This window comes from Pseudomonas furukawaii, from assembly GCF_002355475.1.
GTDB lineage: Bacteria > Pseudomonadota > Gammaproteobacteria > Pseudomonadales > Pseudomonadaceae > Metapseudomonas > Metapseudomonas furukawaii.
In genome coordinates this window covers 5,072,928-5,093,106 of sequence record NZ_AP014862.1, presented here as the reverse complement: position 1 = coordinate 5,093,106, position 20,179 = coordinate 5,072,928, and the positions used below count along the sequence as shown (strand labels likewise).

At 67.1% G+C, this 20,179-nt stretch carries 18 protein-coding genes; 9 read left to right on the top strand and 9 right to left on the bottom strand.

Annotation, left to right across the window (positions count from 1 at the left end; all coding sequences use genetic code 11):
• Nucleotides 1-18: 18 nt before the first annotated feature.
• Together KF707C_RS23595 and KF707C_RS23590 are read right to left on the bottom strand one after the other, a co-directional pair.
• On the bottom strand, nucleotides 19-981 hold the full coding sequence (locus KF707C_RS23595) for a FecR domain-containing protein (protein WP_003449545.1): 963 nt from the start codon (nucleotides 979-981) through the stop codon (nucleotides 19-21).
• A complete protein-coding gene (locus KF707C_RS23590) occupies nucleotides 978-1,502 on the bottom strand; it encodes a sigma-70 family RNA polymerase sigma factor (protein ID WP_003449543.1) in 525 nt (174 codons plus the stop codon). The genes KF707C_RS23595 and KF707C_RS23590 overlap by 4 nt, the downstream gene beginning before the upstream one ends.
• A gap of 169 nt (nucleotides 1,503-1,671) precedes the next feature.
• On the opposite strand from KF707C_RS23590, the gene KF707C_RS23585 reads away from it, so the two are divergent.
• Both KF707C_RS23585 and KF707C_RS23580 read left to right on the top strand, forming a co-directional pair.
• Complete coding sequence (locus KF707C_RS23585; RefSeq protein ID WP_003449541.1) at nucleotides 1,672-2,076, top strand: PA2779 family protein; 405 nt, start codon at nucleotides 1,672-1,674, stop codon at nucleotides 2,074-2,076.
• The gene (locus tag KF707C_RS23580) at nucleotides 2,064-3,038 is read left to right on the top strand and encodes a PA2778 family cysteine peptidase (RefSeq protein ID WP_003449538.1); all 975 of its coding nucleotides are present in this window, start codon (nucleotides 2,064-2,066) and stop codon (nucleotides 3,036-3,038) included. Before KF707C_RS23585 ends, KF707C_RS23580 begins: the two co-directional genes overlap by 13 nt.
• A 144-nt stretch (nucleotides 3,039-3,182) precedes the next feature.
• Here KF707C_RS23580 and KF707C_RS23575 read toward each other — a convergent pair whose 3' ends face one another.
• On the bottom strand, nucleotides 3,183-3,941 hold the full coding sequence (locus KF707C_RS23575) for an SDR family oxidoreductase (protein WP_003449535.1): 759 nt from the start codon (nucleotides 3,939-3,941) through the stop codon (nucleotides 3,183-3,185).
• 103 nt (nucleotides 3,942-4,044) lie between these two features.
• Between KF707C_RS23575 and KF707C_RS23570 the strand changes: the two genes are divergently transcribed.
• The 7 genes from KF707C_RS23570 (at nucleotide 4,045) to KF707C_RS23540 (ending at nucleotide 10,060) form a co-directional block, all read left to right on the top strand.
• Nucleotides 4,045-4,776 (top strand): HugZ family pyridoxamine 5'-phosphate oxidase, encoded by a 732-nt coding sequence (locus KF707C_RS23570; protein ID WP_003455855.1) that lies wholly within the window; start codon nucleotides 4,045-4,047, stop codon nucleotides 4,774-4,776.
• A 66-nt stretch (nucleotides 4,777-4,842) separates the two neighbouring features.
• Nucleotides 4,843-5,295, top strand: a complete 453-nt coding sequence (locus tag KF707C_RS23565; RefSeq protein ID WP_003454480.1) for an FxsA family protein — start codon at nucleotides 4,843-4,845, stop codon at nucleotides 5,293-5,295.
• Nucleotides 5,296-5,490: 195 nt separating this feature from the next.
• Nucleotides 5,491-5,784, top strand: coding sequence for a co-chaperone GroES (locus KF707C_RS23560; protein WP_003454482.1), 294 nt, complete (start codon nucleotides 5,491-5,493; stop codon nucleotides 5,782-5,784).
• Nucleotides 5,785-5,832: 48 nt separating this feature from the next.
• A complete protein-coding gene (gene groL, locus KF707C_RS23555; RefSeq protein WP_003454484.1) occupies nucleotides 5,833-7,473 on the top strand; it encodes a chaperonin GroEL in 1,641 nt (546 codons plus the stop codon).
• A gap of 187 nt (nucleotides 7,474-7,660) precedes the next feature.
• Nucleotides 7,661-8,344, top strand: a complete 684-nt coding sequence (locus KF707C_RS23550; protein WP_003454486.1) for a response regulator transcription factor — start codon at nucleotides 7,661-7,663, stop codon at nucleotides 8,342-8,344.
• Nucleotides 8,334-9,623, top strand: coding sequence for a sensor histidine kinase (locus tag KF707C_RS23545; RefSeq protein ID WP_003454488.1), 1,290 nt, complete (start codon nucleotides 8,334-8,336; stop codon nucleotides 9,621-9,623). Before KF707C_RS23550 ends, KF707C_RS23545 begins: the two co-directional genes overlap by 11 nt.
• 212 nt (nucleotides 9,624-9,835) lie before the next feature.
• Complete coding sequence (locus KF707C_RS23540; RefSeq protein ID WP_036993512.1) at nucleotides 9,836-10,060, top strand: hypothetical protein; 225 nt, start codon at nucleotides 9,836-9,838, stop codon at nucleotides 10,058-10,060.
• A gap of 64 nt (nucleotides 10,061-10,124) precedes the next feature.
• On the opposite strand, the gene KF707C_RS23535 is transcribed toward KF707C_RS23540, so the two are convergent.
• The 6 genes from KF707C_RS23535 to KF707C_RS23510 all read right to left on the bottom strand — a co-directional run bounded on the left by KF707C_RS23535 (nucleotide 10,125) and on the right by KF707C_RS23510 (nucleotide 20,053).
• Nucleotides 10,125-13,178, bottom strand: coding sequence for a multidrug efflux RND transporter permease subunit (locus KF707C_RS23535; protein WP_003454492.1), 3,054 nt, complete (start codon nucleotides 13,176-13,178; stop codon nucleotides 10,125-10,127).
• A gap of 26 nt (nucleotides 13,179-13,204) precedes the next feature.
• Complete coding sequence (locus KF707C_RS23530; RefSeq protein ID WP_003454499.1) at nucleotides 13,205-14,356, bottom strand: efflux RND transporter periplasmic adaptor subunit; 1,152 nt, start codon at nucleotides 14,354-14,356, stop codon at nucleotides 13,205-13,207.
• Between the two features lie 232 nt (nucleotides 14,357-14,588).
• Nucleotides 14,589-16,220: a methyl-accepting chemotaxis protein gene (locus KF707C_RS23525; RefSeq protein ID WP_003454502.1), complete on the bottom strand. Its 1,632-nt coding sequence runs from the start codon at nucleotides 16,218-16,220 to the stop codon at nucleotides 14,589-14,591.
• Nucleotides 16,221-16,454: 234 nt separating this feature from the next.
• The gene (locus KF707C_RS23520; protein ID WP_003454504.1) at nucleotides 16,455-17,549 is read right to left on the bottom strand and encodes a DUF1513 domain-containing protein; all 1,095 of its coding nucleotides are present in this window, start codon (nucleotides 17,547-17,549) and stop codon (nucleotides 16,455-16,457) included.
• A 1-nt stretch (nucleotide 17,550) separates the two neighbouring features.
• Nucleotides 17,551-18,615 (bottom strand): imelysin family protein, encoded by a 1,065-nt coding sequence (locus tag KF707C_RS23515; protein ID WP_003454506.1) that lies wholly within the window; start codon nucleotides 18,613-18,615, stop codon nucleotides 17,551-17,553.
• Between the two features lie 10 nt (nucleotides 18,616-18,625).
• The gene (locus KF707C_RS23510; protein WP_003454507.1) at nucleotides 18,626-20,053 is read right to left on the bottom strand and encodes a di-heme oxidoreductase family protein; all 1,428 of its coding nucleotides are present in this window, start codon (nucleotides 20,051-20,053) and stop codon (nucleotides 18,626-18,628) included.
• Between the last annotated feature and the right edge of the window lie 126 nt (nucleotides 20,054-20,179).

Here is a 20,179-nt window from a genome sequence, read left to right as displayed (position 1 = left end):
AAAGATTTTTCTGCCGGGTCAGCCGGTGGTGCGCGGGTGCACCTTGATCCAGTAACGGGTCAGGCTGTGGACTTCCACGGGCAGGGCGCGGGGCAGCAGGCTGAGGATGCGCTCGGTGTTGTCCAGGGGGTAGCTGCCGGAGATCAGCAGTCCGGCGACTTGCGGGTCGCAGCCAAGGTGGCCGCGTCGGTAGCGGGACAGTTCGGCGAGGAAGTCATCCAGGCGCATCTGGCTGGCCACCAGCATGCCCCGGCTCCAGGCCACGCTGTCCTCGTCGGCGCCCAGCGGCGGGTCGATATGGTTGCGCCCGAGGTCGGCCTGCTGGCCTGCCTCGAGTGCTTGCACCTGCCCGCCGGCGAGCAGGTCGGCGCTGCCGGTGAAGAGTCGGACGCGGGTGCTGCGGTCCAGCAGGCGCACGTTGAGGCGCCCGCCACGGCTTTCGACCAGGCCCTGGGGCGTGTGGATGCGCAGGGGGCGCGGGTCGCTGGCACCCTCCAGGAGGATTTCGCCCTGGCGCATCTCGATCAGCCGCTGGCCGGCGTCGAAGCGGATATCCACGGCGCTGGCGGTGTTCAGGTCCAGCCGCGAACCATCGGCCAGGCGCAGGGTGCGGCGTTCACCGATGCCGGTGGCCGCGTCGCTGCCCAGGGCCAGCATGGGCTCGCTGTCTCGCAGGCTGACCGCGCCGCCGCCCACCAGGGCGCAGAGCAGCATGAGTTTCAGGGCGTCGCGGCGGTTTCGGTTGGCGGGGGCGTCGAGGGCCGCGAGGGCCAGCGGGGTGTCCAGGCCACGCAGGCCCTGGTTGACCGTTTCGATACGCTGCCAGGCTCGCTCGTGTTCGGGGTCGGCGGCGCGCCAGTCCTGCCAGGCCCGGTGGCGCTGCTCACTGACCTCGCCGGACTGCAGCTCCACCAGCCATTCCACCGCTCGCTCGGCGACGTCGGCGGCGATGCGCGGGCGCTCCAGGCGCTGCAGGCTCATGGGAGGCTCTCCCCGAAGTAGCAGCGCTGGGCCGCGCGGACCATGTGGCGCTTGACGGTGGAAAGGGAAATGTCGAGTTCCGTGGCGATCTCGGCGTAGGTCAGGCCGTCTACCTGGGCCAGCAGGAAGACTCGCTTGGCCAGGGGCGGCAGGCCGTCCAGCAGGCGGTCCAGTTCCACCAGGGTTTCCAGGATCAGGGCGCGGCTTTCCTCGCTCGGCACCAGGGCCTCCGGCTGCGCGGCCAGGGCTTCGAGGTAAGCCCGCTCGATCTCCTGGCGCCGGAAGTGATTGGCCAGCACGCGCCGGGCGATGGTGGTGAGGAAGGCGCGGGGTTCGAGGATCACCGGCTGCTCGCGGGCCGTGAGCAGCCTGAGGAAGGTGTCCTGGGCAAGGTCGGCGGCGTTCTGCGGGCAACCCAGGCGACGGCGCAGCCAGTTGCTCAGCCAGCCGTGGTGGTCGCTGTAGAGCCTGTGCAGGGAGTCGGCCGGCGGAGGTGGGATAGCGTCGGCGCCGTGATTCAAGAGTGGGTCTCGGGAGCAAATGGGAATATTTCGCATGTTATAGCCAGGCGCCAGCTTTCAGCAATAATCCTGGTAATGCGATGAATCTCTCACTTTGCTTGTAGGAAAAAGTGGAACCGTCCATCACGCAGCGTGGTCAATCGACTACAAGAATCCAGGAGTCCCCACTATGCTTTCCCGTCCTTTCAATCGCCGTCTCGCCTCCGTCCTGATCGCCAGCCAGTTCATCCTCGTGGCCCAGGTCCCGGTGGCCCAGGCCGCCATGATCGGCACGCCCCAGGCCATCGCCGAACAGCAGCCGCAGCGCCAGCCGGTGGACCAGGCGCAGTTGCGCGCCATGCTCGATGACCGTGCGGTGCAGCAGAAGTTGGAGTCCCTCGGGGTTCCCCGTGAGCAGGTGGAGGCGCGTATCGCCAGCCTGACGCCCGCCGAGTTGCAGCAGTTCAACCAGCGCCTCGACCAGGAGCCGGCCGGTGGCTGGGTGGGCATCATCGTGCTGTTCCTGGTGATCTTCATCATCACCGACATGCTCTGCGCCACCGACATCTTCACCTTCATCAAATGCATCAACTGATGCGCGGCGGCTGGGCGCTCCTGGTCCTGTTCCTGGCCGGTTGCGCGGGGCAGCAGACCCAACTGCCGCCTGAGAGCGCGCGACTGCCGGAGCGGGTGGAACTGGCCGACACGCCGTTCTATCCCCAGGAGATCTACCAGTGCGGCCCGGCCGCACTGGCGACCCTGCTGGTACAGCGCGGCGTGCAGACCAGCCCCGAGGCGCTGGCGCCCAAGGTGTACCTGCCGGGCCGGGAAGGCAGCCTGAAGATGGAACTGGTGGCCGCGGCCCGGCAGAACGGCATGCTGGTCTACCCGGTGGAACCGGAACTGGATGCGCTGCTGGCCCAGGTGGCCGCCGGCAATCCGGTGCTGGTGATGCAGAACCTCGGCCTGGACTGGCTGCCCCGCTGGCACTTTGCGGTGGTGGTCGGCTACGACCGGGCCAAGGGGGAAGTGGTGCTGCGTTCGGGCACCGAGAAACGCTGGGTGACCGACCTGCGCAGCTTCGACCGCACCTGGCAGCGGGCCGAGCGCTGGGGCGTGGTGACGCTGCCGCCGGAGCGCCTGCCGGCGGAGGCAAGGCTGGAGCCCTGGATCAGTGCCGCCAGCGACCTGGAACAGACCGCCCAGCGCAAGGTGGCGGAGCGGGCCTACCAGACCGCCGCCGAGCATTGGCCGAAGGCGCCCCTGCCGCTCTTCGCCCTGGCCAATGCGCGCTACGCCGAGGGTGATCGTGAGGGCGCCGAGCGGGCGTTGCGGGAGAGCCTGCGGCGCAAGCCGGACTATGCCCTGGGCTGGTTCAACCTCTCCGAGGTGCTGAACGAGCGGGGCTGCGCGGCACAGGCGGCCCAGGCCCGCGCCTGCGCCCGGAAGCTGGCGCCGGATGACGCGCGCCTGGCCGTGCCAATGGCGGCGGCCGCGAAAGCGGGGCGCTGCGAGGCCGTGCCGGTGTGCGGGGAGGGCGCTCGCGCCGGGCAATGATGGGGCGCGGTGCCAGAGGCCGTGAATCTGTGGCCTGGATGCAAGCCAGGCGTGCGGTGGCGGCGTCCCCTGCGTACCGCCGCCGTGGTACTCGAAACGAAAAAGCCCCGCGATTGCGGGGCTCTCTCATGGCTGGGCCAGGGCTTACATGCGCAGGCCGCCATCCAGTTCCAGCACGCGGCCGGTGAAGTAGTCGTTCTCCAGGATGTAGGCCACCGAGTGGGCGATTTCCATCGGCTTGCCCAGGCGCTTCAGCGGGATGCCGGAGGTCATCTTCTCCAGGGCTTCCGGCTTCATGCTGGCGACCATGTCGGTCTCGATGAAGCCCGGGGCCACGCCGGCCACGCGGATGCCGTAGCGCGCCAGCTCCTTGGCCCAGACCACGGTGTCGGCGGCGACTCCGGCCTTGGCGGCGGAGTAGTTGGCCTGGCCCATGTTGCCGGCGCGGGAGATGGAGGAAATGTTGACGATGGCGCCTTCGTTCTTCAGTTCGATCATCTTCGCGGCCACTTCGCGGGTGCAGAGGAACACGCCGGTCAGGTTCACGTCGATCACCGCCTGCCACTGGGCCAGGCTCATCTTGGTCATTTCGCCGTCCTTGACCTTGATGGTCAGGCCGTCGCGCAGGATGCCGGCGTTGTTCACCAGGCCATTGATGGCGCCGAAGTCCTCGGCCACCTGGGCGACCATGTGGGTCACCTGCTCTTCATTGGCCACGTTGCACAGGTAGGCGCGGGCGTCGACTCCGGCGGCCTTGCAGGCGGCCACGGCCTCATCGAGCTTCTCCTGGTTCAGGTCCACCAGGGCCAGCCTGGCGCCCTTGGCCGCCAGATACTCACCCATGGCGCGGCCGAGGCCCTGGCAACCACCGGTGATGATGATGACCTTGTCTTTCAGTTGCATGTGAATCCCCTCGAATAACTGTCGCGTTCCCCCGCTGGCGCCGCTAAACCGCTATTCTGGGCGCTCGTCCGTTTACGACGGATTCTGTGCGAGGAGTCATAAGGTGAGCGTGAAAGCCGCAAAGCATGCACGAGAAATGCTGCTCAAGGAATACCAGGGGGTGCTTTCCACCCATTCCAAAGCCATGCCCGGCTTCCCTTTCGGATCAGTGGTGCCCTACTGCCTGGACGCGGCGGGCCGTCCGCTGATCCTCATCAGCCGTATCGCCCAGCACACCCATAACCTGCAGAAGGATCCCCGCTGCTCGCTGCTGGTGGGCGAGCGCGGCGCCCAGGACGTGCAGGCCGCCGGCCGCCTGACCCTGCTGGCCGAGGCCCGGCCGATCAGCGAGCCCGCCGAGGTGGAGGCCGCCGCCGGCCGCTACTACCGCTACTTTCCCCAGGCGGTGGATTATCACCGCACCCACGATTTCGACTTCTGGTGCCTGGAGCCGGTGCGCGCGCGCTTCATCGGCGGGTTCGGCGCCATCCACTGGGTGGACGAGCCGCTGCTGGCCAACCCCTTCGCCGGCGAGGCGGAGCTGGGCATGCTGGAGCACATGAACAGCGACCACGCCAACGCCCTCGCGCACTATGTGGCGCTGGCCGGCCTGCCCGCGGAACCCGCTCCGCAGATGGTGGGCATCGACGCCGAGGGCTTCCACCTGCGCATCGGCCAGGCGCTCCACTGGTTGCCCTTTCCAACATCCTGTAACAACCCGGGGGCGGTCCGGCAGGCCCTGGTTTCGCTGGCCCGCGCCCAGGCCTGGCCGACCGGTGGCGAATCGGCGGCTTGAATTGATTGCAAGGCGACTTCATCTAAGGGGTTACCGGAAGCCGTTCTTCCACCAAGGAAACCCCTGATGCGCGCCTTTTTCTTCCTGTTCCTGCTCTTTCCCCTGATCGAGCTGGCTGTCCTGATCAAGGTCGGCAGCGCGATCGGCGTCCTGCCGACCCTGTTGCTGATCGTCGGCTCCGCCGTGCTCGGCAGCGTGCTGTTGCGGGTGGCCGGCGTGGCCACCGCGTTTCGCGCGCGGGAACGCCTGGCCCGTGGCGAGGTGCCCGAGGAGGAAATGCTCGAAGGCCTGTTGATCGCCGTGGGGGGCGGCCTGCTGCTGCTGCCGGGCTTCATCAGCGACGTCTTCGGCCTGCTTTGCCTGATTCCCTTCACCCGTCGGCTGTTCATCCGCCGCCTGCTTCAGCGCGCGCGGGAACAGGCCATGCGCCAGCGTGCCTTCGCCGATGATCTGGCCGCCCGTACCGGGCAGACCCGCCCGAACGTGATCGAAGGCGAGTACGAGCGTCGCGATCGATAAAGTTCATTTTTTTTAGGGGTGCCCCTTGAAATGCCTCCCGGCGCCCCTATGTATCCGTTCACCGAAAGGTCCCTGTCATCCGGCAGGTCTGAATTCAGCGATGCGCTCGCCGCATCGCACCCGGCAACGCCGGACATTACCAACCCACCGGTGCCCGCACCGGTCGAGCAACAACACTATTGGGAGAGATCGACAATGAAGCTTCGTCCTCTGCATGACCGCGTCGTCATCCGTCGCAGCGAAGAAGAGACCAAAACCGCTGGCGGCATCGTGCTGCCGGGCTCGGCTGCCGAGAAGCCGAACCGCGGCGAAGTCGTCGCTGTTGGCACCGGTCGCCTGCTGGACAACGGCGAAGTACGTCCGCTGGCCGTGAAGGTCGGTGACCAGGTGGTGTTCGGCCCCTACTCCGGCAGCAACACCATCAAGGTCGACGGCGAAGAGCTGCTGGTGATGGGCGAGAACGAAATCCTCGCCGTCGTCGAAGCCTGAGCTCCGCGAATCTCCGTCCAATCATCCAAGAATTGAGGATCAATCAACATGGCTGCTAAAGAAGTCAAATTCGGCGATTCCGCTCGCAAGAAAATGCTGGTCGGCGTGAACGTGCTGGCCGATGCCGTCAAGGCCACCCTCGGCCCGAAAGGCCGCAACGTGGTACTGGACAAGTCCTTCGGCGCTCCGACCATCACCAAGGATGGCGTTTCCGTTGCCAAGGAAATCGAGCTGAAAGACAAGTTCGAGAACATGGGCGCCCAGCTGGTGAAAGACGTTGCCTCCAAGGCCAACGACGCTGCCGGTGACGGCACCACCACCGCCACCGTTCTGGCCCAGGCCATCGTCAACGAAGGCCTGAAGGCCGTAGCCGCCGGCATGAACCCGATGGACCTGAAGCGCGGCATCGACAAGGCCACCACCGCCATCGTTGCCCAGCTGAAGAACCAGGCCAAGCCCTGCACCGACACCAAGGCCATCGCCCAGGTCGGCACCATCTCCGCCAACTCCGACGACTCCATCGGCAACATCATTGCCGAAGCCATGGAGAAAGTGGGCAAGGAAGGCGTGATCACCGTTGAAGAAGGCTCGGGCCTGGAAAACGAACTGTCCGTCGTCGAAGGCATGCAGTTCGACCGTGGCTACCTGTCCCCCTACTTCATCAACAAGCCGGACACCATGGTGGCCGAGCTCGACGGCCCGCTGATCCTGCTGGTCGACAAGAAGATCTCCAACATCCGCGAAATGCTGCCGGTGCTGGAAGCCGTCGCCAAGGCCGGCCGTCCGCTGCTGATCGTCGCCGAGGACGTGGAAGGCGAAGCCCTGGCCACCCTGGTGGTGAACAACATGCGCGGCATCGTCAAAGTGGCTGCCGTCAAGGCCCCGGGCTTCGGCGACCGCCGCAAGGCCATGCTGCAGGACATCGCCATCCTGACCGGCGGTACCGTGATCTCCGAAGAAGTCGGCCTGTCCCTGGAAGCCGCCACCCTGGAGCACCTGGGTAACGCCAAGCGCGTTGTCCTGAGCAAGGAAAACACCACCATCATCGACGGCGCTGGCGCCCAGGCCGATATCGAAGGCCGTGTTGCCCAGATCCGCAAGCAGGTCGAGGAAACCACCTCCGACTACGACCGCGAGAAGCTGCAAGAGCGCCTGGCCAAGCTGGCCGGCGGTGTTGCCGTGATCAAGGTCGGCGCTGCGACCGAAGTCGAGATGAAAGAGAAGAAGGCCCGCGTCGAAGACGCCCTGCACGCGACCCGTGCGGCCGTTGAAGAAGGCGTGGTGCCTGGCGGTGGCGTGGCCCTGGTTCGCGCCCTGCTGGCCATCGAAGGCCTGAAAGGCGACAACGACGACCAGAACGTCGGTATCGCCCTGCTGCGTCGCGCTGTCGAAGCCCCGCTGCGCCAGATCGTGGCCAACGCCGGCGACGAGCCGAGCGTGGTCGTGGACAAGGTGAAGCAAGGCTCCGGCAACTTCGGCTTCAACGCCGCCACCGGCGTCTACGGCGACATGATCGAGATGGGCATCCTGGACCCGGCCAAGGTCACCCGTTCCGCTCTGCAAGCCGCTGCCTCCATCGGTGGTCTGATGATCACCACCGAGGCCATGGTTGCCGAAGCGGCCGACGACAAGCCGGCCCCGGCCATGCCTGACATGGGCGGCATGGGCGGCATGGGCGGCATGATGTAAGCCACCCGGCCATCCGGTCCGAAAAAGCCCCGCCTCGTGCGGGGCTTTTTCTTTCATGGGCAGGTCCCGGGCTGGAAGCTGCCGTATGATCGATTTCTTTCCTCGATTGGAACTCGCTGCCGATTCCGGGTCAAACTTGCCGGGCCGGCAATTGGCCATTAAAGGATCGATAGAAGGAGTGGTGGCAATGCGGATCCTGCTCGTCGAAGACAACCCCGATATCCTCGCCAACATGGCCGATTTCCTCGAGCTCAAGGGCTACGGTGTCGACTGTGCGCGAGACGGCCTGTCCGGCCTGCATCTGGCCACCCGCGAGCATTACGACCTGATCGTGCTCGACATCATGCTGCCGGGCCTGGATGGCTATGACCTCTGCCGTCGCCTGCGCGACGAGGCCCGCTGCGACACCCCGGTGATCATGCTCACCGCCCGCGACGCCCTGGACGACCGCCTGCAGGGCTTCAAGTCCGGCGCCGACGACTACCTGCTCAAACCCTTCGCCCTTTCCGAGCTGGCCGCTCGCATCGAGGCGGTGCTGCGCCGATCCCAGGGCGGCGGCAAGCGTGCCCTGCAGGTGGGCGACCTGCGCTATGACCTGGACACCCTGGAAGTCAGCCGTGCCGGCAAGGCCCTCAAGCTCAACCCCATCGGCCTCAAGCTGCTGGCGGTGCTGATGCAGAAAAGCCCTCACCTGGTGCGTCGCGAGGTCCTGGAGGAAGCGCTCTGGGGGGACGACTGTCCGGACAGCGACAGCCTGCGCAGCCATATCCACCAGTTGCGCCAGGTGATCGACAAGCCGTTCGATAAACCCCTGCTGCACACCCTGCACGGGCTGGGCTATCGCCTGGCGGAGTCGGTCGATGGAGTTTAGGCAGAGCCTGGCGCGGCGGATCCTCATCGCCTTCGTGCTGATGACCACGCTGGTGGGCGGCACGTTCTCGGTGGGCATCATCGAGGTGGTTCACCTCATCGAGGAGCAGTTGATCTCCCGGGACCTGAACAACGAACTGGAGCGGGTCCTGACCCAGAACATCGCCCAGGGCCGGCCACCGGCGCTGGACAGCGATACCCGGTTCTACAGCAGCGCCGGTCCCGCGCCCCATGCCATTCCCGAGAGCCTGGCCAACCTCGCCCCGGGGTTCCACGAGGTGTTCGAGAGCGAGGCCTCCTATCACGCGCTGGTGCGTGAGCGGGACGGCAACCGCTACGTGCTGCTGCAGGACCAGAGCGAGTTCGAGGCCCGGGAGCAGGTGCTTTACCAGGTGGTGCTGGTGGGGTTCGGCCTCAGCGTCGTGCTGGCGCTGTTGCTGGGGTGGATCCTGTCGCGCAAGGTGATCGAGCCCGTGGTGCGGCTGGCGGGCCAGGTCCGCCATCGCGATCAGCTGCTGGGCAGGGCGCCGCCCCTGGCGCCCGACTATGCCGGCGATGAGGTGGGCCAGTTGGCCCAGGCGTTCGACGACACCCTGGGGCGGCTTCGCGAGGTGCTCAACCGCGAGCGGCTGTTCACCAGCGACGTGAGCCATGAATTGCGCACGCCCCTGATGGTGCTCGCCACCTCCTGCGAGCTGCTGGCGGAGAACCCGGGCCTGGATGCCCGCGGCAAGGCCCAGGTGCAGCGCATCGCCCGAGCCACCGAGGAGATGCGCGACCTGGTGCAGACCTTCCTGATGCTGGCCCGCGCCCAGCGCGAGGAAGCCAGCCTGGCACCCAGGGAACGACTCGGCCAGGTGGCCGACGAACTGGCCGGTCAGTGGCGTTCGGCGATCGAGAACAAGGGCCTGGCCTTCGACTACCAGCCCGGGCCGGATCAGGACGATCGCTACAACGCGCCGTTCCTGCGCTCGGTCATGGGCAACCTGTTGCGCAACGCCCTTCATTACACCGACAGCGGCCGCATCCGCCTGGTGGTGAGGGAGCGGAGCTTTCTGGTGGAAGACAGTGGCGTGGGCATACCCGAAGAGGATCGCGAGGCGATGTTCCGCGCCTTCGTGCGGGGGCCGGCCAAGCGCGGCGATGGCCTGGGGCTCGGGCTTTCACTGGTGCAGCGGATCTGCGACAGCCAGGGTTGGAGCGTCAGCCTGAGTGCGGTCCAGCCCACCGGGTGCCGCTTCGAGGTGAACCTCGAGGAACGCACAGGCGTCGCGTCCTGACGATTTTTTCACCTCTTGTCGGCTAGGTTTGGCAAGCCGGTCCGCCCTGAGGGGCACAATCAAATTGCAACAAACCCCTGCTAGCCTCGACGCCCGGTTCGGGATCGGTGGCGGCAGTCGCGGCGCCATTCGTCGCGATGACCGGCGGGGTGACGGTTGCTGTTCTAGGGTTACGAAGCAGCGTTTGGCAGCGCTATCAAGGGGTTGTGATCATGAAGTTAGAAGTCACGCGAGCTTTGTTCCTCGTGGGGGCCCTGGGAGTGGCCTCCATGGCGGTGGCTGCCTGGCATGAGCCCTCGCCCTCCGTGGTCAGCGTCAATGGCCTCGGCTACTGTCCATTGCCGCCGAACGCCCGGTCGCAGGCGCCCGCCCAGCCGGACCAGAGCCTGTTGCTGCTGATGTTCGGCCTGTCCCAGGGCCTGCACCCGCAAGGTTGAGTTCCCGGTAGCCCAGACAAGAAACCCCGCAGATGCGGGGTTTCTTGTCTGGATCGCCTGGGGCTCAGTGGCTGGCCGCCGGTTCGGCGCCGGGTACCGGGTCCTTCTTCGCCAGCAGGGTGTAGACGCAGGGCAGGACGAAGAGGGTGAACAGGGTGCCGATGGACATGCCGGTGGCGATCACCAGGCCGATGTCGAAGCGACTGACCGCACCGGCCCCCGTGGCGAGGATCAGCGGCACCATGCCGAACACCATGGCGGCGGTGGTCATCAGCACCGGACGCAGGCGGATCGACGCCGCCTCTTCCACGGCTTCCCGGGGCGACAGGCCCTTCTCGCGGCGCAGCTGGTTGGCGAACTCCACGATCAGGATGCCGTGCTTGCTGATCAGGCCGATCAACGTCACCAGGCCCACCTGGGTGTAGATGTTCATGCTGGAGATGCCGAGGAACAGCGGGATCAGCGCGCCGCAGATAGACAGCGGCACCGTCACCAGGATCACCAGCGGATCGCGGAAGCTTTCGAACTGGGCCGCCAGCACCAGGAAGATGATGGCCAGCGCCAGGGCGAAGGTGACGTAGAGCGCGCTGCCTTCCTGGACGTACTGCCGGGAGGCGCCGGCGTAGTCGAAGCTGTAGCCGCGCGGCGCCTCTTCCCGGGCGATCTGGGTCACGGTGTCGATGGCCTCGCCCATGCTGGCGACGGGGAAGCCCTCGATGATCGCCGAGTTCAGTTGCTGGAACTGCTTGAGGCGTGTGGGGCGGGCGCTGTCATGCACGCTGATGAGGGTGGAGAGGGGCACCATGGCGCCGCTCTCGCTCTTCACGTAGTAGTTGCTCAGCCAGCCCGGATTGTCGCGGTAGGCACGCTCCACCTGGGCGATCACCTTGTAGCTGCGACCGTCGATGGTGAAGCGGTTGATCTCGCCCTCGCCCAGCAGGGTGGCCAGGGTGGCGCCCAGGTCCTGCATGGAGACGCCCATCTGGGCGGCCTTGGCGCGGTCGATATCCACCACCACTTCCGGCTTGTCGAAGGCCAGGTCGACGTTGAGGAAGGCGAACTTGCCCGACTCCTGGGCCCGCTGCCTGATGCGCTCGGCCACCTGCAGCAGGGATTCGTAGTCGTTGGGGGTGTTGACCACGAACTGGAAGGGCAGGCCCTCGCCGGTACCCGGCAGCGATGGCAGGTTGAAGCCGAAGATCTGCAGGCCGGGAATCTCGTTGAGCCTGGCCTGGACCTCGTGCAGCAGCTCCATCTGCGTGCGCTCGCGCTCGTCCCAGGGTTTCAGCAGGAAGCCGCCGATGCCGGACTGCACACCGTCGAAGCCGTTGATCTGGAAGGACGAGTAGTACTCGGGGAAGGTCCTGAAGATCTCCACGAACCTGTCGGTATAGGTGTTCAGGTAGTCGAGGTTGGTGGGCTGCGGCGCCTTGGCCATGATGAAGACGATGCCCTGGTCCTCGTCGGGGGCCAGCTCGCTCTTGGTGAACTTGAGCAGCACCGGGATCAGCACCAGCACGAGCACCGCGAACACCACCACCACCGGCCGGGTGTCCAGGGTGCCGTGCAGGGCGCGCTGGTAGCGTTGTTTCAGCCGCTCGAAGATCTGGTCCAGGCGGTGGGCCAGGCCCGAGGGGTTTTCCTCGTGGCGCAGCAGCTTGGAGCACATCATCGGCGACAGGGTCAGGGCGACGATGCCGGAGATGATCACCGCGCCGGCCAGGGTCAGGGCGAACTCGCGGAAGAGGGCGCCGGTCAGGCCTTCGAGGAAGCCGATGGGGGCATACACCGCAGCCAGGGTGATGGTCATGGAGACCACAGGCACGGCGATCTCACGCGCCCCTTCGATGGAGGCATCGAAGGGCGTCTTGCCCTCCTCGATGTGGCGGTGGATGTTCTCCACCACGACGATGGCGTCGTCCACCACCAGGCCGATGGCGAGCACCATGGCCAGCAGCGTCAGCAGGTTGATGGAATAGCCCATCAGTTGCATGAAGAAGAGCACGCCGATCATCGACAGCGGGATGGTGATCACCGGGATCAGCACCGAGCGGAAGGCGCCGAGGAACAGGAAGACCACCACGATCACGATCAGCACCGCCTCGCCCAGGGTCTTCACCACCTCGTCGATGGAGGCCTGGATGAAGCGGGTGGCGTCGTAGGCGATGGACACCTTCAGGTTCGGCGGCAGCTGTTCTTCCAGCTCCGGCATGATGGCGCGCACGTGCTTGATCACGTCCAGCGGGTTGGCGCTGGGGGTGCCCTTGATGCCGATGTAGACCGAGGGAATGCCGTCGAAGGAGCTGATGGAGTCGTAGTTCTCCGCGCCCATTTCCACCCGGGCAATGTCACGCACCAGGACGCGGCTGTCGCCAACGGTCTTCACCGGGATGGCGCCGAAGGCGTCCGGCGACTTGAGGTCGGTGGTGGCGTTGATGCTGGTGACCACGTACTGGCCCTTCACCTCGCCGGCAGCGGAGAGGAAGTTGTACTGGCGCACCGCGTCGCTGAGGTCGTCGGCGGTGACGCCGTAGGCGGCCATCTTCACCGGGTCCAGCCAGAGGCGCATGGCGAAGACCTGGTTGCCGAGGATTTCCGCCTCGGCCATGCCCGGCAGGGTGGCCAGCTTGGGCTGGATCACCCGCGACAGGTAGTCGGTGATCTGCGGGTTGGACAGCTCATCGCTGTAGAAGCTGATGTACATCAGCGCCGTGGAGTCGGCCGCTTCCTTGGACAGCACCGGGTCCTCGGCGTCCTGGGGCAGCTGGTTCTTCACCTCGTTGGCCTTGGCCAGCAGTTCGGTGAACAGCCGGTCGGAGTTGGCGCCGATGCGGGCGTAGATCTGGATGACCGATGCATTCTGCTGGCTCGACGAGGTCATGTAGTCGATGCCTTCGGCGCTGGCCAGGCTCTGCTGCAGCGGCTGGGTGATGTAGCCCTGGATGGTCTCGGCGTTGGCGCCCGGGTAGGCGGTGGTCACCGTGATCAGGGCGTTCTCCATCTGCGGGTACTGGCGGATGACCAGCTTGCTGAAGGCCTGCATGCCGAGCAGGACGATCAGCAGGCTGACCACGGTCGCCAGTACCGGGCGACGGATAAAGGGATCTGTGAAAGCCATGTTCCGTTCCTTCGCGCAGCCCAGGGTCACTGGGCGCGGGCGTGTTTGTCCGGTTGGGTGGCCAGGCTCTGGTCGGGCACGATGGCGACGTGGGAGCCGTTGTCCAGCTTGAGCTGGCCGGAAGTCACCACCTGCTCGCCGGCCTTGAGGCCCTTGAGGATCACCACCTGGCCGTCGCGGCGTTCACCGGTCTCGACGAAGCGGCGCTCCACCACCAGTTGCGGCTGGCCGTCCTGGCCCTGTTCGGGCTGGCCCTCGGCGTTCTTCCTGACGTCGATCACGTAGACCGAGTTGCCGTAGAGCGTGTAGGTGATGGCGGTCTCCGGCACCACGACGCGCTCCTGGTCACCCGGCAGCAGGACCTCCAGGTTGGCGAACATGCCGGGCAGCAGCTTGCCTTCCGGGTTCGACAGCACCGCGCGGACCTGCAGGTTGCGGGTGGATTCCTCCACCTTGGGGTTCAGCGCGGCGATATCGCCTTCGAAGGACTCGCCGGGGAAGGCGGCGACGCTGATGCGCACCTTCTGGCCCACCTTCAGCAGGGGCGCCGACTGTTCCGGCAGGAAGAAGTCGACGAAGAGGGTGTCCAGGTCCTGCAGGGTGGCGATGATGGTGCCGGAGGAGAGGAAGTCGCCCACGTCCACCTGGCGGATGCCGATGGTGCCGGCGAAGGGCGCGACGATGCGCTTCTTGGCCAGCAGGGCCTTCAACTGGGCCACCTTGCCGGTGGCGGCCTGGAGTTCCGAGGAGAGACGGTCGAACTCGCTCTTGGAGATGTTCTGCCGGCTCACCAGGCTGCGACCGCGCTCGAACTCGACGCGGGCCAGGGCCAGCTCGGCTTCGGCGGTGGCCAGGCTGGCGCGTTCCACATCGCTGTCCATCTGGATCAGCGGCTGGCCTTGCCTGATTTTCTCGCCGGAGAGGAAGAGCACGTCGGTGACGGTGCCGCTGGCTTCCACGGTCAGGTCGACGCCCTGGAAGGCCTTGAGCGAGCCGATGGCCGGCAGGCGGCTTTGCCAGGGCAGTTCCACGGCCTTGTCGGCGGAGACGCTGATGGGGGGCTGGGGGGCAGAGAACTGCTGGACCTGCTGATAGATCGAGTAGCCCTTGTAGGCGGCGAGCGCGATCACCACGAGGGCAACCACGCCCAGCATGATGAGCATGCGGCGGAGCAACATATTCCGGTTCCTTGGCAGGGGTAGAAGAGGCCTGGGAATAGGCGAGGGAAGCACCTTAGTACCAGACTCGGAGGCAAGTCAAAGGCTTCCGTTTGCAGAACATTGCGTTCGGCGTAGTAGGTCTGGAAGAGCGGTGCGGATCGCTGTAGATCGCCACAAATTGATGCAGTTGGACCCGCTGCATTCCGTCGCCTGGTTCGCGGGGGGCGGCACGTCCCTGTGCCGGGGGATGTCAGGCGTGCAGGCGTGCCGTCAGCTGGTTGAGATCGCCGGACAGGCCGTGCATCTGCTGGCTGGCACCCTGGGTGCGCTGGACGTTCTGCTCGTTGGCCGTGGCGATGGCGGTGATCTCGGTGAGGTTGCGGGAAATGTCCTCGGCCACCGAGGTCTGCTCCTCCGCCGCGGTGGCGATCTGCCGGTTCATGTCGCGGATGGCCTCCACCGCATCGGTGATGCGGCTGAGCATGGCGCCGGCCTCGGTCACCTGGGCGACGCTTTGCTCGCTGCGGTTCTGGCCGCTCTCGATGGCGCGCACGGCGTTCAGCGCGCCGGTCTGTACCGTGTCGATGATCTGGTGGATCTCGGCGGTGGACTCGGCGGTGCGCTGGGCCAGGGTGCGCACCTCGTCAGCCACCACCGCGAAGCCCCGACCCTGTTCGCCGGCCCGAGCGGCCTCGATGGCGGCGTTGAGCGCCAGCAGGTTGGTCTGTTCGGCGATGCCGCGGATGACTTCCAGCACCTTGCCGATCCGGCCGCTGTCGCTTTCCAGCCGGCGGATCACCTCGGCGGTGTTGGCGATCTCGCTGCGCATACCGGTGATGCTCTGGATGGTCGCCTGCATCACCGCACCGCCCTGCTGGGCGGAGTGGTCGGCCTGGTCCGCCGCGGTCGCCGCCTCGGCGGCATGGCGGGCCACTTCCTGGGCGGTGGCGGACATTTCGTGCATGGCGGTGGCCACCTGGTCGGTGCGGGAGAACTGCTCGCGGGTGCCTTCGGCCATCAGGCTGGCGATGGCGTTGAGCTCGCCGCTGGCGCTGTCCAGTTGCGTGGTGCTCTGCCTGAGGCGGTTGAAGGTGTCGGCGAGGAAGTCCCGCAGGGTGTTGGCGGCTCGCGCCAGGCGGCCCAGTTCGTCTTCCCGGCTGGCGTCGACGCGCTGGCCGAAGTTGCCCTGGGCCAGCTGGGCGATGTGTTCGATCAGGACGCTGATGGGGCCGATCAGGTTGCGGCTCACCAGCCAGAGGCTGAGCAGGCCGATGGCCAGGCTGGACAGCAGCATGACCGCCAGGCCCAGGCTGACGGTGCGGCCGGCGCTGGCGCTGATGGCTTCGGATTGCTGCTGGCCGCGCTGGTGCAGCTCCGCCACCAGGGCGCTCATCTGCTCGCTGGCGGCGCGGTCGATGCCCTTGACCGCGCTGTCCCCGGCGGCCGGGTCGGCGCCGGCGGCGAGGAAGGCTTCGCGCCCCCGTCGGTAGGCGCTGCCGAGGTCGCGGTGCTCGTTGCGCAGGCTGTCCACCTTGGCCTGCAGGGCAGCGTCGTCGAGTTCGCCGGCCTTTTCCTTCAGGCGTCCGAGTACGGCCTGGACCCTGGCTTCCTGTGCCTCGAACTGTGCCCAGTATTTCGCCAGGCTTTCCGGGTCCTTGCCGCGAAGCAGCACGTTCTTCCACTCCTGGACCTGCACCTTGAACTCGAGGTTGGCTTCGTCCACCAGGCCCGAGGCCTCGAGGGTGCCGTTCACCAGGGTGCGGTAGGACTGGATGCCGCCGGAAAGGAAGTGGAAACAGGCCAGGGCGATCAGCAGGATCAGGATCAGGCTGCCGCCCAGGAGGGTGAGGATCTGGCCACGCAGGGAGCGTCGCAGAGACATGGTGTTGCGCCTCGCGGATTGAAGGAGGGGGTGGTGGTCATCTACCAGTTGGATGTTGCAGTTTTGTGACGATTCGGCGACAGCGCGATCAATCGGTGGATTGCCCTTCCAGTCGGCTTGATCCGGGGCCTGCGGCCGGTAGGGCGCGCCACGCGCACCGGGGCTCGGCGCTGCCGGTGATGCCAAGGGGCGCATGGCGCGCCCCGCATCCGGGTTCGCAGCGGGGACCGGGACTCAGGCCAGGTGCAGGTGGTTGTCCCAGAAGCTGGCCGGCAGCTGCAGCGGGGTCACGCTGAAGGGGGCGCTGCGGCAATCGTAGAAGCGGCAGCGGCCCTGGCCGGAGGTGACCACGAAACCGTCCTTCACCGCACCGACGCCGGCGCAGTCCGGCAGGGGGGCGTCCAGGCGCACGGCGCCGCTGTCCAGGTCCCAGATGAAGAAGCGGTTGCCCCGGGGGGCGGTCAGGGCCACCAGGCGCAGTTCGTCGTGGATGGCGACGCTGGCGGTGTACTGGAGCATGGCCAGGCGCTGCTCGTCGTCCAGCGGGAAGGGCTGGAAGGGCTGGCCCGGGCGCTTGATGGCCAGGAGGTCGGCGCGGTCGCTGGCATCGCCCATGTACTGCTGGCCGGCGACCAGGGTGCCGTCCTTGGCGATGGCCAGGTGGCGGATGCTGTTCATCGGCTGGGGCAGGGTTTCCTTCGACAGCAGGGTGCCGTCGCGGCGCATCAGCACCAGGCTCGGCTCCATGGCGTCGAGGTTCATCTCCACGCGGCTTTCGGCCTCGGTGCGGATGCCGCCGTTGGCCACCACCAGGGTCTCGCCATCGGGCAGCCAGGAAACCTGGTGCGGTCCCAGGCCGTGGGTGGAGAGTTCGCCGTCGTGCACCAGCCGGCCGTCCTGGTAGCGGTAGCGGCCGAGCATGCCCTTGCCCGGGTCGCGGGTGTCGTTCTCGGTGGTGTAGACCCAGTCGCCGCTGCGGTGCCAGACGCCGTGTCCATAGAAGTGGCGGTCCGGCTGCGAGGCCAGGGTCTGCAGCAGGCGGCCATCGCGGAGATCCACCAGGTAGCTCTCGGTGCCCGGGCGGCGGGCGACGAAGAGCGCCACCGGCTCGCCGGGGTGCTCGACGATGTCATGGCAACGCTGGGCGACCCGGGTGGCGAAGGCCTGGGTGCCGTCCAGGCGGTAGCCCACGGCGTAGTGATTGCCGTCGGCGTCGTCCCGGGCGGAGAGCAGCAGGGGCGAGGCGCCCTTGCGGCTCAGGGTCCAGCCGCCCAGGCCGACGGCTCCGAGCAGCAGGCTGGCGAGGGTGAGGACCTGGCGGCGCAGCATGTCAGTCTCCGTCGTTGGCGTTGAACCCGAGCTGGACGCCGAGGGCCTTGGCCAGCTCGCCCGAGTGCAGGCGCTGGACGCGGTCCAGGCTGTCGTAGAAGTCATTGACCTGCTTCAGGCCCTCTTCGCTGGCCAGCAGGACGCCGAGGGGCTGCTCGAGGGCGTCGAGCTTGCCACGGGCCTCCGCGTAGCTGGCGTCGATCTTCTCCGCCAGGGCCTTCTGGTCGTCGCCCAGCAGGTTGCGGATGCCGTGCTTGTCGGTGCCGGTCCAGAGGGTTTCGGCGCTCGCCAGGGCGGCGGCGACATTGCTGAGGGAGGTTTCGCTGCGCCAGGCTTCGGCCTGCATGGGCTGGGGCAGGCCCTTGGTCTGGCGGCCCAGCGGGGTGCCGAGCTTCTTCTTCAGGGTGTCCAGGGCGGTGACCTGGACCCGCAGCAGCTCGGAGATGGCTTCGTGGGAGTCGGCGTAGCGCGGGTTGGGGAACTTGCTCAACTGGTCGAGCATGCCGTCCTTGCTGTTCCAGCGGGCGAGGATGTCTTCGGCCAGGGTCTTCTGGCGCTCGCCGATGGCTTGCAGCAGCGGGCAGTAGCGGGCCTTCTGGGCGCTGTCGGCCAGGTCCAGGTTGCTGTCGTAGAGGATGTATTCGTAGGCGGACAGGCCCTGCACTACCACGCTGGCCTTGGCCAGGGCGGCGGCATCGATCTGCGGCTGGGCCTTCACCAGCTGTTCCACCTGGCGCCCGACGAGGTTCTTCTTGTCCGGCCAGAACTGGACCTGCCAGGCGCGATTGCCTTCGGCCAGCGGACCGACCATCAGCGGTTGCAGTTCGGCCCAGGCTTTCTGCGCCTTCATGAAGTCGGCACGGGCCTTGTCCAGGTCGGCCTGGCCGGAGCAGAACGCCAGGGCGCTCGCCGCCAGTTCACGGTCGGCTTCCACCCAGCGGGTGTAGGTGGGAAGGATCACCTCCTTGGCCAGGGCGGCGGCGGTCTGGGCCTGCGGGTCCTGCGGGGCGCAGGCGCCCAGGGCCAGGGCGGCGAGGCTGGTGAACAGCAGTTTCGGTCGGAACATGGAGGGCTCCTTAGAGGGAATTCAGGAAGGCCAGCAGCGCGTCCCGCTGCCCGGCGTCGAAGGCGAGGACCTTCTGCCTGGCCGACTCGGCTTCGCCGCCGTGCCAGAGGATGGCTTCCAGCAGGTTGCGCGCGCGGCCGTCATGGAGGAACTGGGTGTGGCCGTTGACCGTTTCGGTCAGGCCGATGCCCCAGAGCGGCGGGGTGCGCCAGTCGCGCCCGCCGGCCTGGTACTCGGGACGCCCGTCGGCCAGGCCGTCGCCCATGTCGTGGAGCAGCAGGTCGCTGTAGGGACGGATCAGCTGGTTGGCCAGTTCGGGTTCGGCGGCGTCCGCCGCGGTGGTGAAGCTGGGGGTGTGGCAGGCCTGGCAGCCGGCCTGGTGGAACAGGCCCTTGCCTTCCAGCACCTGGGGATCGTCCACCTGGCGACGCGCCGGCACGGCGAGGTTGCGGGTGTAGAAGAGCACCAGGCCGAGGATGTTGTCGCTGACCTCGGGCTCGCCGCCGTTGACGGCCGCCTTGCACGCGGTCTGTGCGTCGGTGCATTCGTCCCTGGGCAGGGGCGTGGTGGTCAGGCCCATGTCGGCGGAGAAGGCGTGGGCGTTCTGCTGGTTGAGGTTCGGCTGGCCGGCTTTCCAGCCGAAGCGACCGATCACGGTCTGCCCGGCGACGTCGTCCCAGACGCGGTTGGGGCGGCCACGGATGCCGTCGCCATTGGCGTCGTCCGGGTCGGCATTGGCCAGGATGGCGGCTTCGGGAATGGCTTCCAGCAACCCGAGGCCGATCATGGGCGGGGCGATGCGGGCGGAAAACAGCGTGTCCGGGTGCAGGGGGCCGTAGCCCGGCTGGCTGATCTCCAGGGTCGGTTTGCGCAGCTCCACCAGGGTGCCGTCGGCGAAGCGGACCGGTACCGCTTCATAGCTCACCCGTACCTTGCCTTCCGGAGCGACGCCGGGGATGGCGGAGTCCTGCAGTTGCCCACCGTAGACCGGCTCCGGTACCACGCCCAGGCGCTCCAGCTGGCGGGCATGCTCGGCCGAAGCGTCCGCCGGGATCGACAGGCGCACCAGCATGGACACGGCATTGCTGGCATCGGGGGCCGGCGGGTGGCCGCGCCCGTCCTTCACGTGGCAGTTCTGGCAGGCGTTGGTATTGAAGAGCGGGCCCAGGCCATCACGGGCGGTGGTGGTGGAGGGGGCGATCACCCAGGGGTTGCGGAAGAAGCTGTTGCCGACGCTGAAGTCCAGCCGACGCGAGGGCTTGAGGTTCGCCGAGGGCATGGAGAAGGCGTTGTGGTCGAACTGGCGGGCCGTGGCGCCGCCGCCGGAAAGGTGTTCGCCCGGCTCGGCCTGGGTGAATCGCGGGGCATCGTCACAGGCGCTGAGACAGAGGGCCAGGAGCAGTGGCGACAGGCGGCGAAGGGCCGGTGCAGCAGGCATTGGCGGGGTCCGGTCGGCGAAAGGAGGCGGGCAAGCTTATCAGGACTGGTGGCTATGAATAAGAGGGATTTGCGTTTGGCTTGCAGGATGGAAGCGCCGCCCGGGGCCCGCCCGACCAGTGCTGGC